We start from the raw sequence: 15,766 nt of genomic DNA on the forward strand, positions 1-15,766 counted from the left end.
ACTGGGTGGCACTGGTCTGTACCCAGACCAGTGGTTGTCCGTGTTTGGCCACGGGTCGGAGTACCGACCCATGCCACCCTCGATACTTCGCTTTTGGCAACTTGCCACTGAACGGCGGATGCACCCGATCCCTTCCCCGACCGTCGCGGGCAGCCCTTGCCGGCGGCCACAGCGGGGTATAATGGCCCCATGGCTCTGAACCTGACTCCCGACTACTTCGAGGCGGACCGCAAGTACCGCCAAGCTCGCACGCCGGAAGAGAAGCTCGCGGCGCTCGAGGAGATGCTGCGCACCATCCCCAAGCACAAGGCCAGCGAGAAGAAACAGTCGGACATCAAACGCCGCATCAGCGAGTTACGCCAAGCACCGCAGACCCGCAAGAAGGGCGGCACGGTCGATCCCTACCACATTCCGCCCCAGGGGGCGGGCCAAGCCCTGCTGCTCGGCCTGCCCAACAGCGGAAAGTCCTCGATCGTCGCCCGGCTTACCAAGGCAACCGTGAAGGTCACTGACTTCCCCTTTGGCACGGCGCTGCCCGTACCCGGCATGGCGTACCATGAGGACGTGCCCATCGAACTGGTCGATCTGCCCCCGGTCACGGTCGAGCACGTGCCGTCGGGCCTGACCAACGCGTTGCGCAACACCCACGTCCTGCTGTTGGTCGTCGACCTCGCGGCGGATGCCGTGCTTGAAGACATCGAGGCCTTGCTCGCCATCCTGCGGGAGCGGGAAATCATCCTTGACGCCGGTGCCGCCGACGAGCCAAGCGCAAGCCGGGACTTCGATGATCCGGCGGAGGATGATGCGGACGAGGAGGCGGGCGATTCGCTGCACGTCGGGCCGCAGGGGCTGATCGTGTGTACCAAAGCCGACCTGCCCGGGGCCGACGACAACTGGGCCGTGCTCCAGGAATTGCGGACCGGGCCGCCGCCGATGCTGCCCGTCTCGAGCGTCACCGGGCAGGGGCTCGATGATTTGCTCGCCCGGGTCTTCGGCATGCTCGACGTCGTTCGCGTATACGCCAAGCCGCCGGGCAAGCCGGCCGACAAGGACAAGCCCTTCATCCTGCCGACCGGTAGCACGGTCGGCGAGCTGGCCCGCATGATCCACAAGGAAATCGGTGACCACCTCAAATTCGCTCGTGTGTGGGGCACTCACGCCTTCGACGGTCAGCAGGTTCACGCCAACCACGTCCTCTATGACCGCGACGTGGTCGAACTGCACACTTGAAACCTCCTGCCGGGCTCGATGCACTTCGATCATGTTCGCGGTTTGGTCTCGTCGGCTTGGTCATAGGGCTCGATATGCACCAGCGCGTCGATGACCTCGGGCTCTTCGTGCAGCAGGCGATCTGTGACCGCGTGGGCGATCCGGTGGCCTTCGCGGACGGTCAGGTCCGGGTTCACCAGGACGTGAAGATCAACTTGCAGGCCCGGGCCGACGTGTCGCGTCCGCATCGCGTGGACGGAGCGCACGCCGGGCGTCTGCGTGACCAGAGTGTACAGGCGGTCACGGGTTTCTCGCGAAGTGCCCGCGTCGACAAGTTGATTGAGCGCCGGCCAAACGATCCGCCAGGCCGCCCGTATGATCAGCAGAGAGACGACAATGGCCCCGACGTGATCGAGGAAGGTCCACGATGGGTGAAGCCGGGTGCCCAGCACGGCCAGGGCTACAGGCACCGAACTGAACGCGTCGGAGCGATGATGCCAGGCGTTGGCGATCAAAGCCGATGAGCGGATTCGCCATGCGACTCGCGTCGTCCACCGGTACAGCGCTTCCTTGCTCACGATGGACAGGGATGCGACGGCGAAGGCGCTCCAGCCGGGTACCGACGCATGATGTTGCTCGATGGTCACCAGTGCCCGGTACCCGAGGCCGACACCGACACCGGCGAGCATGACCCCGATCGCCGAGGCGATCATGGTCTCGATGCGTCCGTGGCCGTAGGGGTGGTCGGCGTCCGCGGGCGCCGACCAGTAGCGGGCGCCAACCAGCACGGCCACATCGGTGATTGCATCGGACAGGCTGTGTACCGCGTCGGCCACGAGAGCCTGGCTGGAGGCGAAAAACCCTATGGCGAGCTTGGTCGGCGAGAGCGCCAGATTAACCGCCAAGCCCCACCAGGTGACCCATTGGATCGTCGCCTCGCGGTCAGGAACGGGCGGCTGCCCCGCGGCCGGGCTTATCGGGGGGGCGGAGGGCATCCTTGGGCTTGGCGTGTGGCTTGCGCCCATGGCCGTGTGTCCTGTATTGTGCCGGAACGGCCCGGCGTGACGATTACCACCATACCCCTTGTCGGTGTCGCTCGCCAAGCCGCATCGCGTATCACGCACCTTCGTGTGCCGCGGGTGTTTCGGATCCACGACAGAATCGACGGGGCGGCGTATTATGGCGCGAGGGGACATGGGAGGACGACGTTGCGAGATGTGCGGCTTGGGATCGGGTTTTGTGCGCTGCTGGCGGGCGTGGCAGTGGGGCAAGGGAGTGGCGAGTCGCCGGTCGCGATGGAGCGGGCGGAGTCGGGCCGGCAGGGCCAGACGGCAGAGTGGCTGACCCAGATCTATGGGCGGCATGGGTTGGCGGCCAAGGCGGACGGGGTGCAGGTGTCGGAATCGAGCGGCGTGGCGGCCGGCCGGCGTAACCCGGACGTCTACTGGACGCATAACGATGCCGGGGCCAAGCATCCGCGGGTGTGGGCGTTCCGGTTGTCGGAGGAGGATCAGCGGGCCGGTGTCGCCCGGATTCTCGGGTACGTCGAGCTGGCCGGTGCGAGCAACGTGGACTGGGAGGACATTGCGGCCGGCCCCGATGGGATGATCTATGTGCTCGACGGCGGGGATAATCCTCCGTGTAAGCGCTCCGACAAGCGGATCCATCGTTTTGCCGAGCCGGTCGTGGAGTCGCAGGGTTCGCCTTTGGCGATGCGTGTACCGTTCGACTCGTTGCGGTTCGAGTACCCGGACGCCGAGCATTCAGACCGGCCGGCCGGTTCACCCGACAATCGTTTTGATGCCGAGTGCTTGCTTGTGCACCCGATCAGTGGGGACGTGTATGTGGTGACCAAGCGGAACACGCGAGGTACTCCCGAGGCCCGGGTGTTCAAGCTCGCGGCCGACGACCTTGGGTGGGACACCGAGCGCGTGCATGTACTGCGGCAGGTGGCGGACTTGAGCTCGCCGCGGCTGAACATGGCCACGGGTGGGGAGGTCGATCCGCACGGGCGACGCGTGGTGATTCGGAACTACCTCGGGGCGTTCGAGTATCTGCTGCCCACCGACCGGCCGTTCGACGAGGTCTTCCGGCAGCCTGGTCAGTTCCTGAACATGGGGATCGAGCTGGCTGGGCAGTTGCAGGGCGAGGCGATCTGCTACACGCGCGACGGCCGCGATCTGATCACCACCACAGAGGCTCGCCGTGACGGCCGATTCAGCGTCTTTCGCACGAACTGGCAACTGGCGAACCTGCGGGTAGAGGATACTGCCGCCGATAGGGCGACGATCAGGTGGGAGACAGCTTCACCGGCCAGTTCGCGGGTGGAGTTCGGTGCCACGCCGGCGTGCGGCGAATTCGTCGACGGGCAGGGAGTCACAGCCAGTCACGCGGTGACGCTGACCGGCTTGGCCGCCGACACGGAGTATCACTACCGGGTGACATCGGGCAGCCTGCGGCATCCGCTGCTGCCGCCTCTTCCGTCGTTTCGCACGGCAGGTCCGTTGTCGTCGACGCGACCCGAGTAATCAGCCCTCTCGCGGATCAGTTAGGGCGATGGTTCGAGCGGTTGCGACTCGGCGGCGGGCCGGGGCAGGCGGCGCCACACGGCCACGAGGAGCGGACCGAGACGGTGTCATCGCCGTCGGCGTTGCCTGGTCCGATGCCCAGTCCTGCCCAGCCGGTCTATCGGCCGCAGCCCGCGCCGACGGATTCGAGCGTTCCGGTTGGACCGGTTGTCGCGGACACGGCGACTCCTCGGCCGGCGCCCATCGGTACGCTTTCCGCGGATCCTGTGATCACCCCGGCCACGCAGCCTGCGGTCGAGACGGCCGGCCCGGTTCGGCACCCTCTGGCTCGACCCGCGGATGAGCCTGCGGTGTCGGCGGCGGCGATTGCCCCCGCTGCCCTGGTCGCCCCAGTGGCGGAGACGAAGGTCCATACCATCGCGGCGGGCGCCTCGCCCGCGCCGTCGCCCACCACTGGCGTCAGAGCGCCGATCGCCGCGGCCCCGGCGGTTCGGTCCGCGGCCCGTCCCGTCCCGGCCGATCGAGCTTATACGGTCAAGGCGGGCGATGCGTGGTATGGTCTTGCCCAGAGATTCCTGGGCGACGGCAACGAATGGCCGCGCCTTTTTGAGCTGAACAAGGAGCGTCTTTCGGGCAACCGGGAAGTTCTGCCGGCTGGCGTGGTCATCGAGCTGCCCCGCGACGCCAAGATCTCCACGACGACGACCAATTGACGGCTGCGACGAGCAGCTTGTCGGAACCGCGGCCGGAAGGGTGCGGTGTAGGGTGTTGTACGGATACATTTTATCGGGGTCTGGTGACCAGCCTTGTCAGGAGCGGGGGGCGTGGGCTATAGTTATGTGAGCTCTGTGGCGAGTTGCCACTGGGGTCGCATCGGGCGCCTTATGCTGCGAATGTTGCTTGCCATTCCGTTGGTGGTGGTTCTTGCCTGGCCTCAGGCGACGATACCCTGCTGTACCGTTTCCGTGGAGGGCGATGGCCACGCGGGGATCGGTTCCGGAAGCTGCGGTGGTTGTTGCTCGCCAAGGCAAGATTCTTCTCGCGATTCGTCGGAGCAAGGCGACCCGGATCAAACCCAAGGTGGTTCTCCCGTATCGGGCGGCTGCACCAACTGTCTGCAATCCTGTTGCGTCCGCACGGTGGACGGTCCAGGTCATATCGTTGTGACCATGGCGTGGTCTTGGCGTGGCGGTTCGGACGGCAGCGATCAACGTCCCGCGTCCACGGATCGAGAGCGCATTTTCCACCCTCCTCGCGTTTAAGCACTCCAACGCAACCGGGATCCGTGGTTGCTCTGCGCACGCGTGCCGCGCGGGCTGAAGCCCGCGGCTTTTTGGTGTAGCGTGCCGGCACCTGCATTCATTACTTCTACCGCTACCTGATTCCCATGGTCCTCGGCTTGGGGCGAAAGGCTGAGCCTTTCGTGCTCGCAGGCCGGCGAGGCTGGAGTGTGTGTCGTGATTTCTGATAACCCTGATCTGTCCGTACTGGTGCGCGAATCCGCGCGTCGACCGGAGCGTCGGAGTCCGGCGGGCGGAACGCGCGTTCCGCTGCCGCCGCGGCGATGGAAGACGCGGGTGCTGCTGCCGCTGCTGATTCTCGGTGGGCTGGGGGCATTGCTGGCGTATGCGGCGCGGGATGCGTTGATCCCAGCGGTGGATGTGGAGGTGGTTCCGGTGGTCGTCAAGACGGGGGTGGCCGGCGGTGGGGCGGTGACCGTGCAAGCGCCCGGTTGGCTGGAGCCGGACCCCTTTCCATTGGCCGTCTCGGCGCTGGCCAGCGGGGTGGTGCGCGAGGTGCTGGTGCTGGAAGGCGAAGCGGTTGAGGTAGGGCAGGTGGTGGCCCGGTTGGTGGAGGAAGATGCGGAACTGGCTTTGCGGCGTGCGGAGGCCGAGCTGGGCCAGCGCCGATCGGCGCTGCGGATTTCGGAAGCGACACGAGACGCGGCCCAGCGCGATTGGGACCATCCTATCGAGCGTGTCCGGCAGGTCGCGGTGGCCGAGGCGTTGCTGGTTGAGCGTCAGGGCGAGCTTTCGCAATCGGCGGCGGAATTGGCGGCAGCGCAAGCGCGGCTCGTCGAGTTGGAGGCTGAGTATCGCCGTCTCGAGGGTTTGCACGAGACGGGCCAGGCGGCGCCGATCGAGTTCATCCGCGCGGAGCAGCAATACGAGGTGCATCGTGCCCTGGTGGACGCGGCCCGGGCGCGGCAAGCGGTGGTGGCGGCTCATATCCGCGGCGCGGAGGCCGAAGTTGTCGCCTCGAAGAAGTATCTGGAGCTTCGGATTCCCGAGCGACGGGCGTTGGACGAGGCTCAAGCGGAGGTGGGGCGTGCTGAAGCGGCGGTGGCGGCGGCTCTGGCGGCCCGGGACGAGGCGGCGTTGACGTTGGCTCGCATGGAGGTGCGCTCGCCGGTGGCCGGGGTGGTGATGACTCGGCTGGTCGAGCCGGGCGCGAAGTTGATGCTCGGGGCGGATACCCCGCGGGCGGCGCAGGTGGTGCGGTTGTACGACCCCGCTCGGCAGCAGGTGCGGGTCGATGTGCCTTTGACCGAGGCGGCCGCGGTGGTTCTGGGGCAGGAAGCGGAGGTGGTGGTGGATGTGTTTCCGGATCGCGTTTTTCGCGGGCGGGTGACGCGGCTGGTGCACGAGGCGGACATTCAGAAGAACACGTTGCAGGTCAAGGTGGCGATCGAAGACCCGCCGGTGGATCTGAAACCGGAGACGCTGGCCCGGGTGCGTTTTCTGGGCCGGCTGGAGGCCGATGAGCAGGCCCAGCGTCTGTTGGTTCCCGCCGCGCTGGTTCGGCAGACCGAGGCGGGAACCTGCGTATGGCTGGCGGATCGTGCTGGTGGGGTGGCGCAACTGCGATCCGTGGTGGCGGGGACGGCTCGGCAGGGCGATTGGGTCGAGGTGCGTGAGGGTTTGCGGGCGGGTGATCGGCTGATTGCGGGTGATCCGAGTCGGTTGCGGGCCGGGATGCGTGTTCGGATCGTAGGTGAGCAGGCGGTCGCGGAAAGGCCGTGATGTGGAGGATAGAGGTATGGCATTGATCGAATGTCGCGGTCTGACGCGGTCGTACCGCAAAGGGGAGGTCGAGATCATCCCGCTGGCGGATTTGGATCTGGACGTGGAGGAGGGCGAGTTCCTGGCCTTGATGGGACCGTCGGGCAGCGGCAAGACGACGCTGCTGAACATTATCGCGGGGATCGATCGGCCGACCCGGGGCAGCGCGGTCATCGACGGTGTGGACGTGGGCGGGTTATCGCGCTCGCGGCTGGCGGCCTGGCGATCGGACTACGTGGGATACATCTTCCAGTTGTACAACCTCGTGCCGACGCTCACTGCTTATGAGAACGTCGAGCTGCCGTTGCTGCTGCATGGACTGTCGCGTCGTCAGCGGCATGAACGGGTGGCGGTGGCTCTTGACGTGGTGGGTCTGGCGGATCGGCACGATCACTACCCGCGGCAGCTTAGCGGCGGGCAGGAGCAGCGGGTGGCCATCGCCCGGGCGATCGTCACCGATCCGCGGATCATTGTAGCCGATGAACCGACCGGCGACCTGGACGGGACGGCGGCGGCGGCGGTGATGGACCTGCTCGCTCGATTGAACCGCGAGTTCAATAAGACGCTGATTATGGTGACGCACGATCCGGGCACAGCAAGGTACGCGCACCGGATCCTGCACTTGGAGAAGGGCCGACTGATCGAGTCTGGAAAGGTGGCGACTGTCTAGCGGTGTCGCTTGCGGCGCCGACGGGTGTCGCGAGCGGCGCCGCTCAACGGTTGGCGTTGCATGCGGCGCCGTTAGTTAAACGGGTTTGCGCAGGAGGTTTGGAGATAACGCTATGTTGCGTATTCGCTTTATTCCGCTGGTGGTCAAGCAGGTGGTCCGGCATCGCACGCGGAGCGTGTTGACGGTGGCGGGTGTGGCGGTGGCGATGTTTCTGTTCTGCACGGTGCAGGCGATGCAGGCCGGCGCGGCCTCTGTGACCCAGACCGCGGCGGCGGATACGACCCTCGTGGTGTATCGCCAGCATCGCTATTGCCCGTTCACCAGTCGTTTGCCGCAGTCTTATGAGGATCGCATTCGCCGGATCCCTGGAGTGGTTGGTGTGGTGCCGATGCGCATCGCGGTCAACAATTGCCGCACGAGTCTGGACGTGGTCACCTTCCGCGGTGTGCCCAGCGAAGCGTTCATGGCGGAGTACCTGCCGCGTCTGGAGGTACTGAGTGGTTCAGTGGGCGACTGGCAGCGGCGTAGCGATGCGGCTCTGTTGGGTGAGACGCTCGCTCGGCGGCGCGGGCTGCGGCCCGGCGATCGCTTCTCGGCCGCGGGCGTGACCGTATACGTCGCGGGCATCATCCGTTCCGACGAGCCGCAGCACGCCAATGTGGGGTACACGCATCTGAGCTTTCTGCAGTTTGCGACCGGCGATCGCCAGGGCGGAGCGGTGACGCAGTTCAACGTGCGTGTGGCGCGGCCGGAGATGCTCGAGTCGGTGGCCGCGGCGATCGACGCGGAGTTTGCCGCTGACCAGGATCCCACACAGACGTATACGGAGAAGGCTTTCGTGGCTCGGGCGGCGTCGGACGTACTGGGTGTGATCGCGTTCACCCGCTGGCTGGGCTGGGGGTGTCTGGCGGCGGTGCTGGCGGTGGTGGGCAATGCGATCGCTCTGGCGGTGCAGGGCCGGGTGCGCGAGCTGGCGGTGCTGCAGACGCTGGGGTTCGGGCAAGGACTGGTCGCCAGGCTCACGGTGGCGGAGAGCATCATCATAGCGTGCGTGGGCGGGGCGGTGGGCTCGCTGGCGACGGCGGCGGTGTTGTGGTGGGGGCAGTTCAGCCTCTCGGTAGAGGGTCTGTATATCCCCATTCGAGCCAGTGCGGTCGTAATCGTGGGAAGTCTGGGGATATCGGTGTTGTTGGGGGTGATGGCCGGGGCATGGCCCGCATGGAAAGCCGCTCGTCGTCCGATCGTCGAGAGTCTGCGGGCAGTGTAGCGATGAGGATCACGGGGCAGTGTAGCGATAAGGATCACGGGGCGTGGACGGACGGTGCAACTGCAACGAGCCCGGAGCGCAAGCGACGGGTTGTGGAGCGTCAGCGACGTACTCTGGCGTCCCCGGCGTTACCCACTCGCTTGCGCTCGGGGCTCGTTGGGATGCCGCTCGCTTGTGCTTCGGGCTCGTTGGGATGCCGCTTGCTTGCGCTTGGGGCTTGTAGAGGGGCGGCTCACCTGGTTCGCAAGGGGAGGATTTGATGCGGTTGTTGCCGTTTGACTATGCCGTACGCAATTTGGGGCGTTCGCCGCGGCGGACCGCGTCGATGATGGCCGGTACGGCTCTGGTCGCGTTGATCGTGCTGGCCGCGGGGGGCTTTGTGCGCGGGATGCGGAGCAGTCTGACCACCAGTGGACGGGCCGACAACGTGATACTCCTTGGTGCCGGCAGTGAGGAAAGCGCCGAGCGCAGCGAGATACCGGTGCACGCAGCCGGCCAGGCGATGGCGAGCATCGGTGGTCTGCGTCGCACGGGCGGGGTTTCGCATGTCTCGCCGGAGATCCAGATGGCGATGTTGGTTTCCCTGTCCGAAGGCAGCGCGGATTTGCCGGCCGTGCTCCGTGGGATCACCCCTGCCGCCTTTTTGGTGCACGACCAGGTACAGATCGTCGACGGTCGGGCGCCACAAGCCGGCCGAGACGAGATCATCGTCGGCAGACTGGCGGCCACGCGACTCGGTGTTGCGGCCGAGGAACTGGCACTCGGCCGAACGCTGTGGTTTGGCAATCGCTCATGGTCGATCGTCGGGCGGTTCTCGGCCGGCGGAACGGTTATGGATGCCGAGATCTGGTGTCCATCGACTGATTTGCAGATTGCCGCTCGGCGGGATTCGCTCTCGTGCGTGGTCCTTACTCTGGATGAGGCCGAGTTCGCCGACGTCGATACCTTCTGCAGGCGGCGGTTAGATCTTGAGTTGGTCGCGATCCGCGAGCGTGATTACTACGCGAAGCTCAACGCGTTTTACGGGCCGATCCGCAGCATGGTCTGGGTGACGGCCGGCTTGATCGCCTTGGGCGGATTGTTCGGCGGGTTGAACACGCTCTATGCCGCCTTTGCCGCCCGGGTCCGCGAGTTGGGGATGCTGCAGACGCTGGGCTTCTCGCGGCGGGCGATCGTGGTGAGCCTGGTCCAAGAGGCGACGGTGACGACGGCGGTTGGTTCGCTGGTGGCGGCGGCGGTCGGGGCATGGTGTCTGGATGGGCTGTCCGTGCGATTCTCGATGGGTGCGTTTGGGCTGCGGGTGGACGCGGCGGTGATGGCCATGGGTTTGCTGGCGGGTTTGCTGCTGGGCGTCATCGGTGCGCTGCCGCCCGCCTGGCGATGTCTGCGTTTGCCGATCCCCGACGCGTTGCGCACGGCGTGAGGAAGGGACGAAAGGAAGTGTCCACAGATCGCCCAGATGGACGCAGATAAGGTGTCGGGATCGTGTTATTGATCAAGTGTTGACTGGTACGAAGGGAGGATCGGGTAGGCATGAAAGCGAATCGTGGCGGTTTGGGTGTGCGGGCTATGGGAAAAATGGCGGGTCTGCTGGTTGGTGGTGTGGTGCTTCTGTGTGTCATCGGCTGCAACCGGTCAGCGACGGACGCGGGCCACGCGAAAAACGCGTCGGCGGCATTGCCGGCGGGGCTGCTGGTCGAGGAACCGCCGCCGCACGCTCGCGAGGTCGGCGAGGCTCGCCGCGCGGCCGCCGAGGGCGATACGCTGGCGGTACGCGGACGCATCGGCGGACGCAGGCAGCCGTTCGTTGAGGGCCGGGCGATCTTCACGCTGGCTGATTTGAGTATTCCGACGTGTGCGGACAAGGATGATGACCATTGCACCACGCCGTGGGACTACTGCTGCGAACCGCCGGATCATCTGGCCGCCCATTTACTGACTGTGCAGGTGGTGGACGCGGACGGTCGACCGTTGGCGGCGGACTTGTCGGCCGCGGGGCTCGAACCCATGGCCGAGGTGGTCGTCCAGGGCCGCGTGTCGCAGAAAATCGACGACAAGGTGCTGATACTCGACGCGTCAGCGATCCACGTGCGGCGATCACGGTAGGCCAAGCTGCCTGGCAGTGGTCACACCCCGGCCAGCGGGCAGGCACGCTCGGTTACGGGGGAGACTCGCGGGCACCGGCGGGGTACAATGCCGGGGCCATGTCACCAACCCGTTATCCGAGTCTTCGGCAGCGTTGCCAGTGGGCGTATACGGGGCTGATTGCCTTGGCGGCCGGTGTTGCCTGGCTGGCCCGACCCGACCAGTGGCCCGGCATCGTGGCGATGGCCCTGGTGAGTCTCACGGTGGCGTGGGGCGTCGGGTACTGCATCACGCATCATCTGCGGCGGCGGTTTCACGCGCTGCGCGAGACGACCGAGGCGATCAGCCGCGGGGATCTCGACCGCCACATCGAAGAGATTCCGCACGATGAGTTCCTGAAGCTGGCCGAGTCGCTCGACCGGCTCTCCGGGCAGTTGCGGGCTACCGTGGGCGAACAGGAGCGGCTGCAGGAACGGCTGACGCGGACGGAGAAGCTGGCCCTGGTCGGTGAGTTGGCGGCGACGGTGGCCCACGAGATCAATAACCCGCTGGACGGCCTGCAGAACAGCGTGCGGATCATCAGGCGGAATCCGGAGAACCTGGAGCAGACGCGGCAACTGCTGGATCTGATGGAGGCGGGCCTGTATCGCATCGAGATGATCGTGCGACGCCTGCTGGTCATGTCGCGGGATGAGCCGGTGTGTTTGCAGGATGTGCCGATCGACGAGGTGATCGAGGACGCGTGGCAGTTTGTGCGTCCGCGCATGGAGCGACACGGCGTCGAGCTGGTCAGAGAGCCGCTCGAACGCCCGCTCGTTGTTCGAGCCGACCGGACCCAGCTTGCCCAGGCGATCACCAACCTGATGCTCAACGCCGTCGACGCCATGCCCGCGGGCGGCAAGCTGGTGGTTCGTCACCGCGGGGCGGACGACGGCGGCCGGGTGATTCTGGAGATCAGCGACACGGGAGCGGGCATCGACGCGGTTCACTTGCCGCATATCTTCGAGCCGTTCTACACAACCAAACCCCAGGGCAGCGGCACCGGCCTGGGCCTCGCCGTCGTGGCCCGCATCATCGACGCCCACCACGGCCGCATCGAGGTCGCCAGCGAGCCCGGCCGCGGCACACGCTTCCGCATCGAACTGCCGGGCGCCCCCTCCTCCGCCCCGGCCGCCGCGAAGCCCGAAGTGGTACCTGTCGGGAACGTCACTTGCCGTCGGCAGCGTGAAGATCCTGGAGCGGGAGAGGTGACATGACGGCCAGGAACGGTCTACAGCCGAGTTTCACGATCCAGGATTACGAGGCCCTCTGCCCAGGCGTGAATCGGCGTTCGCTCCAACGCGACCTGAAAGCGATGCTCGACAAGGGCTTACTGGCCGAAAGCGGGACCAGCCCGACCGATCCGACCAAGCAATACACTCCGGGGGAAAGGGCCAGGCCATGATTTGCTGTGACAAGCTGCGACAACGAGCTGTGACAAGCTGTGACGGGCTGGTGCGACACCGAACCGCGACAGTTCCCGACAAACTTGCGACACGATTGGCGACGGCGGATGCCTGATGCCTTTTCTGGACCCGCCCGTTAGGCTGGCCCCGCGACCCGCCGGCCAGCGGAGCGACGCGGGAGAAGTGGAAACCACGCAGGAGCGTTAAAAAGTTGGCTGTCCCGTATTCCACGATCAGTCAGCATTTGCCGGGAGCTGTTAACATGTCTACTTGGACTGTGCTTCTACGGATGGTCCTGGCTGCGGCGGCGTCTCTGCCATTGATGGGCTGTAACTCCGGCAGGCCGGTCCCCTATCGAATCGAGCGGACCTGGGCGCTGGTGGACGCTGAGACAGCCTCTCGTGCTGCGTTCCTCGGCTTGCCTGTTCAGGCCAACCCTGCGGCACTTATGGCCCGTCGCTGCGATGCATCTGAACTGGCCAAGCTGCTGGAAGAGGCCGGCGATCGGAAATTCTTCTGGTCCGGCAAGCAGGGCTTTGTCGGCCGGCTGATTCCGGGTGCTGTCAGTCCAGCGCATGCCGACACTTGGACTCTGTCAGTTCAGCCCGGCTTCCCCGCCGCGTGCGGACCTGAGTACCTCCTACTTTCGGTGGGAGGCAGAGGCTCCCCCTCCGTCAAGGGAGGCGAGGACGGTTTGATCCTGGCGGTGAGCTACGATGTTCATCTTCAGGTTGAGCGCACCCAGTTGCCTGAAGACAATGATGGCGGCGTGCTTAGAGCCAAGATCAAGTTCGAGGGCGGGATTCCCCTCGGCCAGGCGTTGATGGTCATCGGTCGCGCTGGCCGGGTCGGCGACGCCGAGTTCTACATCATCGCAGCCTGGACGCTCCAGCATCCTCCTGTGCTGTGACGTGCACACTTGCGGCAGGCTGACCCATGAGAGAGAGGAGGGCCAGTCTCGCAATGTCCCGCCCCCTCGTCGGCCCGCCTCCCAGCGGCCCTCGAAGAGCATCGCGAGCATACCCCGACGCCGGTTCTGTGCTCTGAATCTCTGTCTCGCCGATCCTGTTGTACTGTAGTGCACAATTATGTATACTTTTGTGTGTTATGGTAACTACTAAAGCAGGCCACCTGACGACCGAATCGCTTCGCGATGTGCTCGTTTTACAGCAGCGGGAACTGCACGAACGTCTCGCACAAGCCTACGTTCCCCGTCACACTGCAAGTTCGCCGCCGCCTACCGACGACCTGATCCGGGTTATTCTCGGTCCTCGACGCGCCGGCAAGTCGTTCTTTGCGATCCATTGGCTGCGACAGATGGGCCCGTTTGCCTACTTGAACCTGGACGACGAGAGGCTGCCAGACCTCTCGGATTTCAACGCTGTCTTGCCGATCCTCGACGACCTCTACCACGGCGCAAGGCACTTGCTGATTGATGAAGTGCAGAACCTCCCCCGGTGGGAGTTGCTGGCCAATCGCCTGCAACGGCAGGGGTATCGCCTGGTGCTCACTGGCAGTAACGCCCACCTTCTCAGCCGCGAGCTGGCGACGCACCTGACCGGGCGGCATGTTCCGGTGCTGATCTTCCCCTTCTCCTTGGCCGAGTACCTGAGCACATTGTCCCAGAGGCCCACGTCCGCGGAAACTCTGGCCCACTGCCGGCAATACGCCCAGCGCGGCGGGTTCCCGGAGCCGTTGCTCAAGCAGCTCGTCGGGCCGGATTACCTGCTCACGCTGCTCCGTTCGATTCTCTACAAGGACATCGTCAGACGCTACAATCTGCGCCATCCGAGCGGCTTGGACAATCTGGCGGTGTATCTGCTGTCCAACATCGGCTGCGAATACTCGCTGACCCGGCTGACGGAGATGGCCGAAAGCCGCAGTGTCCATACCGTGGATAAGTACTTGCGGGCGTTGGAAGAGGCGTTCCTGGTCTTCTCGCTGCCGCGGTTTTCCTGGAAGGTTCGCGCACAGGCCCGGTCCAACAAGAAGATTTACGCGATTGACAATGGACTGGCGACAACGGCAGGCTTTCGCTTCGGCGCCGGCATCGGCCGACTCTATGAGAACCTGGTTGCCATCCAGTTGCGTCGCGGGGAACTGCAGGGCCAGCAGCGGGTGTTCTTCTGGAAGAACGTGCAGCAGGAGGAGGTGGATTTCGTCGTCCGGCGGGGCACGGACGTCGCCCAACTGATCCAGGTTTCCGCCGACATCACCGACCCGCGCACGCGCCAACGCGAAGTGCGAGCGCTGCTGAAGGCCGCCCGCGAGCTGAACTGCGATAACCTGTTGGTGCTGACCGAGGACCGCGACCAGGCCGAGGAGGTCTCCTGGATGGACCTGCGGGGCTCCATTCGATACATGCCACTGTGGAAGTGGCTCTCTCAGGGCATCTGAGGTAAGCCGCGATGGCGGGAGCGGGTGAAAGGATCGCGCCCGCTGCAATCAGTGCCAAGCTACCCATGTCGTAGGTGCGATCCGGGTGCCCATTGTGCCAGTCTATCGACAATGCAGGACGGTAAACAGGTGACTGCTTGCGCGTCACGAGAGATCAGGGAGAATCGGCGGATGAACTGACAGGAAAACGGCGATGGTTCGAATGGCATTCGGCGAATGGAGCGACACGGCGTCGAACTGGTCAGAGAGTCGCCCGAACGTTCGCTCGTTGTTCGTGCCAGAGAAAAAATGGTGTCAGGATGATTGTTCGGGGGCTATGGCGAAGCCGCATCACCCTGAAAAATCATCCTGACACCTTTGTTCTCCCGGAGGCGCTTGATATGATAAAATGGTTAGGCAGTGACCGAATCCACTTACACCCATAAGGATGTTTTCTGCATTGGATATTCCACGGATCTTCAACATCACGGAAAGTGCTCATCGCATCCATAACCCGTTCACTCCCGAGAAGCTCGCCACCCTCGGCTCTGCGTTGCGTCTGGAAACGGGGACCCGAGTGCTCGATCTCGGCAGCGGTTCGGGGGAGATGCTGTGTACCTGGGCACGCGATTACGGCATCATCGGCACCGGCATCGACATGAGCCAGTTGTTCACCGAGCAAGCGAGACTGCGTGCCGAAGAACTCGGCGTCGCCGATCAAGTCAAGTTCGTCCATGGCGATGCTGCGGGCTACGTTTCTGACGAGAAGGTCGGTGTGGCAGCCTGTGTCGGTGCCACGTGGATCGGAGGGGGAGTCGCCGGTACCATCGAACTTCTGGCGCGGAGCCTGCGCACCGGAGGGATCATCCTGATCGGCGAGCCCTACTGGCGGCAGTTACCGCCGACGGAAGATGTTGCCAAGGGGTGTCTTGCCGGCTCAATCTCCGACTTCCTCACGCTTCCGGAGCTTGTCGCGTCTTTTGGCCGCCTTGGCTATGACGTCGTGGAAATGGTTTTGGCAGACCAAGACAGTTGGGACAGATACGAGGCGGCCAAATGGCTCACCATGCGCCGATGGCTTGAAGCCAATCCGGACGACGAGTTCGCGAAAGAGGTTCGAGCCG

At 64.9% G+C, this 15,766-nt stretch carries 13 protein-coding genes and 1 pseudogene; 13 read left to right on the plus strand and 1 reads right to left on the minus strand.

The features are described from left to right. Window positions 1–189: 189 nt before the first annotated feature. Window positions 190–1,230, plus strand: coding sequence for a TGS domain-containing protein (locus GXY33_21640; GenBank protein ID NLX07751.1), 1,041 nt, complete (start codon window positions 190–192; stop codon window positions 1,228–1,230). Between the two features lie 29 nt (window positions 1,231–1,259). Here the strand turns inward: GXY33_21640 and GXY33_21645 are convergent, their stop codons facing one another. Next, window positions 1,260–2,204, minus strand: a complete 945-nt coding sequence (locus GXY33_21645; protein ID NLX07752.1) for a cation transporter — start codon at window positions 2,202–2,204, stop codon at window positions 1,260–1,262. 213 nt (window positions 2,205–2,417) lie between these two features. Here GXY33_21645 and GXY33_21650 point away from each other — a divergent pair, with 213 nt between their 5' ends. The 12 genes and pseudogenes from GXY33_21650 to GXY33_21705 all read left to right on the plus strand — a co-directional run. Next, on the plus strand, window positions 2,418–3,737 hold the full coding sequence (locus tag GXY33_21650; GenBank protein ID NLX07753.1) for a hypothetical protein: 1,320 nt from the start codon (window positions 2,418–2,420) through the stop codon (window positions 3,735–3,737). 350 nt (window positions 3,738–4,087) lie between these two features. After that, the gene (locus tag GXY33_21655) at window positions 4,088–4,450 is read left to right on the plus strand and encodes a LysM peptidoglycan-binding domain-containing protein (GenBank protein NLX07754.1); all 363 of its coding nucleotides are present in this window, start codon (window positions 4,088–4,090) and stop codon (window positions 4,448–4,450) included. 744 nt (window positions 4,451–5,194) lie between these two features. After that, window positions 5,195–6,760, plus strand: coding sequence for an efflux RND transporter periplasmic adaptor subunit (locus GXY33_21660; protein ID NLX07755.1), 1,566 nt, complete (start codon window positions 5,195–5,197; stop codon window positions 6,758–6,760). A gap of 16 nt (window positions 6,761–6,776) precedes the next feature. Then, window positions 6,777–7,469 carry an ABC transporter ATP-binding protein gene (locus GXY33_21665; GenBank protein NLX07756.1) on the plus strand — a complete coding sequence of 231 codons (693 nt, stop codon included), beginning with the start codon at window positions 6,777–6,779 and terminating at the stop codon, window positions 7,467–7,469. Between the two features lie 112 nt (window positions 7,470–7,581). Continuing rightward, on the plus strand, window positions 7,582–8,736 hold the full coding sequence (locus GXY33_21670) for an FtsX-like permease family protein (GenBank protein ID NLX07757.1): 1,155 nt from the start codon (window positions 7,582–7,584) through the stop codon (window positions 8,734–8,736). 265 nt (window positions 8,737–9,001) lie between these two features. Continuing rightward, complete coding sequence (locus GXY33_21675) at window positions 9,002–10,159, plus strand: ABC transporter permease (GenBank protein NLX07758.1); 1,158 nt, start codon at window positions 9,002–9,004, stop codon at window positions 10,157–10,159. A 110-nt stretch (window positions 10,160–10,269) separates the two neighbouring features. Beyond that, window positions 10,270–10,842 (plus strand): hypothetical protein, encoded by a 573-nt coding sequence (locus tag GXY33_21680; GenBank protein ID NLX07759.1) that lies wholly within the window; start codon window positions 10,270–10,272, stop codon window positions 10,840–10,842. A 164-nt stretch (window positions 10,843–11,006) separates the two neighbouring features. Further along, the gene (locus GXY33_21685; protein NLX07760.1) at window positions 11,007–12,077 is read left to right on the plus strand and encodes a HAMP domain-containing protein; all 1,071 of its coding nucleotides are present in this window, start codon (window positions 11,007–11,009) and stop codon (window positions 12,075–12,077) included. A gap of 29 nt (window positions 12,078–12,106) precedes the next feature. Next, window positions 12,107–12,199 (plus strand): annotated as a pseudogene (locus tag GXY33_21690) (TetR/AcrR family transcriptional regulator). A 356-nt stretch (window positions 12,200–12,555) separates the two neighbouring features. After that, window positions 12,556–13,176, plus strand: coding sequence for a hypothetical protein (locus tag GXY33_21695; GenBank protein ID NLX07761.1), 621 nt, complete (start codon window positions 12,556–12,558; stop codon window positions 13,174–13,176). 197 nt (window positions 13,177–13,373) lie between these two features. After that, window positions 13,374–14,663, plus strand: coding sequence for an ATP-binding protein (locus GXY33_21700; GenBank protein ID NLX07762.1), 1,290 nt, complete (start codon window positions 13,374–13,376; stop codon window positions 14,661–14,663). A 439-nt stretch (window positions 14,664–15,102) separates the two neighbouring features. Continuing rightward, a partial coding sequence (locus GXY33_21705) for a class I SAM-dependent methyltransferase (protein ID NLX07763.1) occupies window positions 15,103–15,766 on the plus strand: 664 nt, incomplete at its 3' end.

It is taken from the genome of Phycisphaerae bacterium (genome assembly GCA_012729815.1).
In the GTDB taxonomy this organism is placed as follows: Bacteria; Planctomycetota; Phycisphaerae; order JAAYCJ01; family JAAYCJ01; genus JAAYCJ01.

Bases quoted from the DNA above. Each gene is read 5' to 3' on its own strand.
- GXY33_21640 (NLX07751.1), top strand. From the start codon at position 190: ATGGCTCTGAACCTGACTCCCGACTACTTCGAGGCGGACCGCAAGTAC.
- GXY33_21645 (NLX07752.1), bottom strand. From the start codon at position 2,204: ATGCCCTCCGCCCCCCCGATAAGCCCGGCCGCGGGGCAGCCGCCCGTT.
- GXY33_21665 (NLX07756.1), top strand. From the start codon at position 6,777: ATGGCATTGATCGAATGTCGCGGTCTGACGCGGTCGTACCGCAAAGGG.
- GXY33_21670 (NLX07757.1), top strand. From the start codon at position 7,582: ATGTTGCGTATTCGCTTTATTCCGCTGGTGGTCAAGCAGGTGGTCCGG.
- GXY33_21680 (NLX07759.1), top strand. From the start codon at position 10,270: ATGAAAGCGAATCGTGGCGGTTTGGGTGTGCGGGCTATGGGAAAAATG.
- GXY33_21695 (NLX07761.1), top strand. From the start codon at position 12,556: ATGGTCCTGGCTGCGGCGGCGTCTCTGCCATTGATGGGCTGTAACTCC.
- GXY33_21700 (NLX07762.1), top strand. From the start codon at position 13,374: ATGGTAACTACTAAAGCAGGCCACCTGACGACCGAATCGCTTCGCGAT.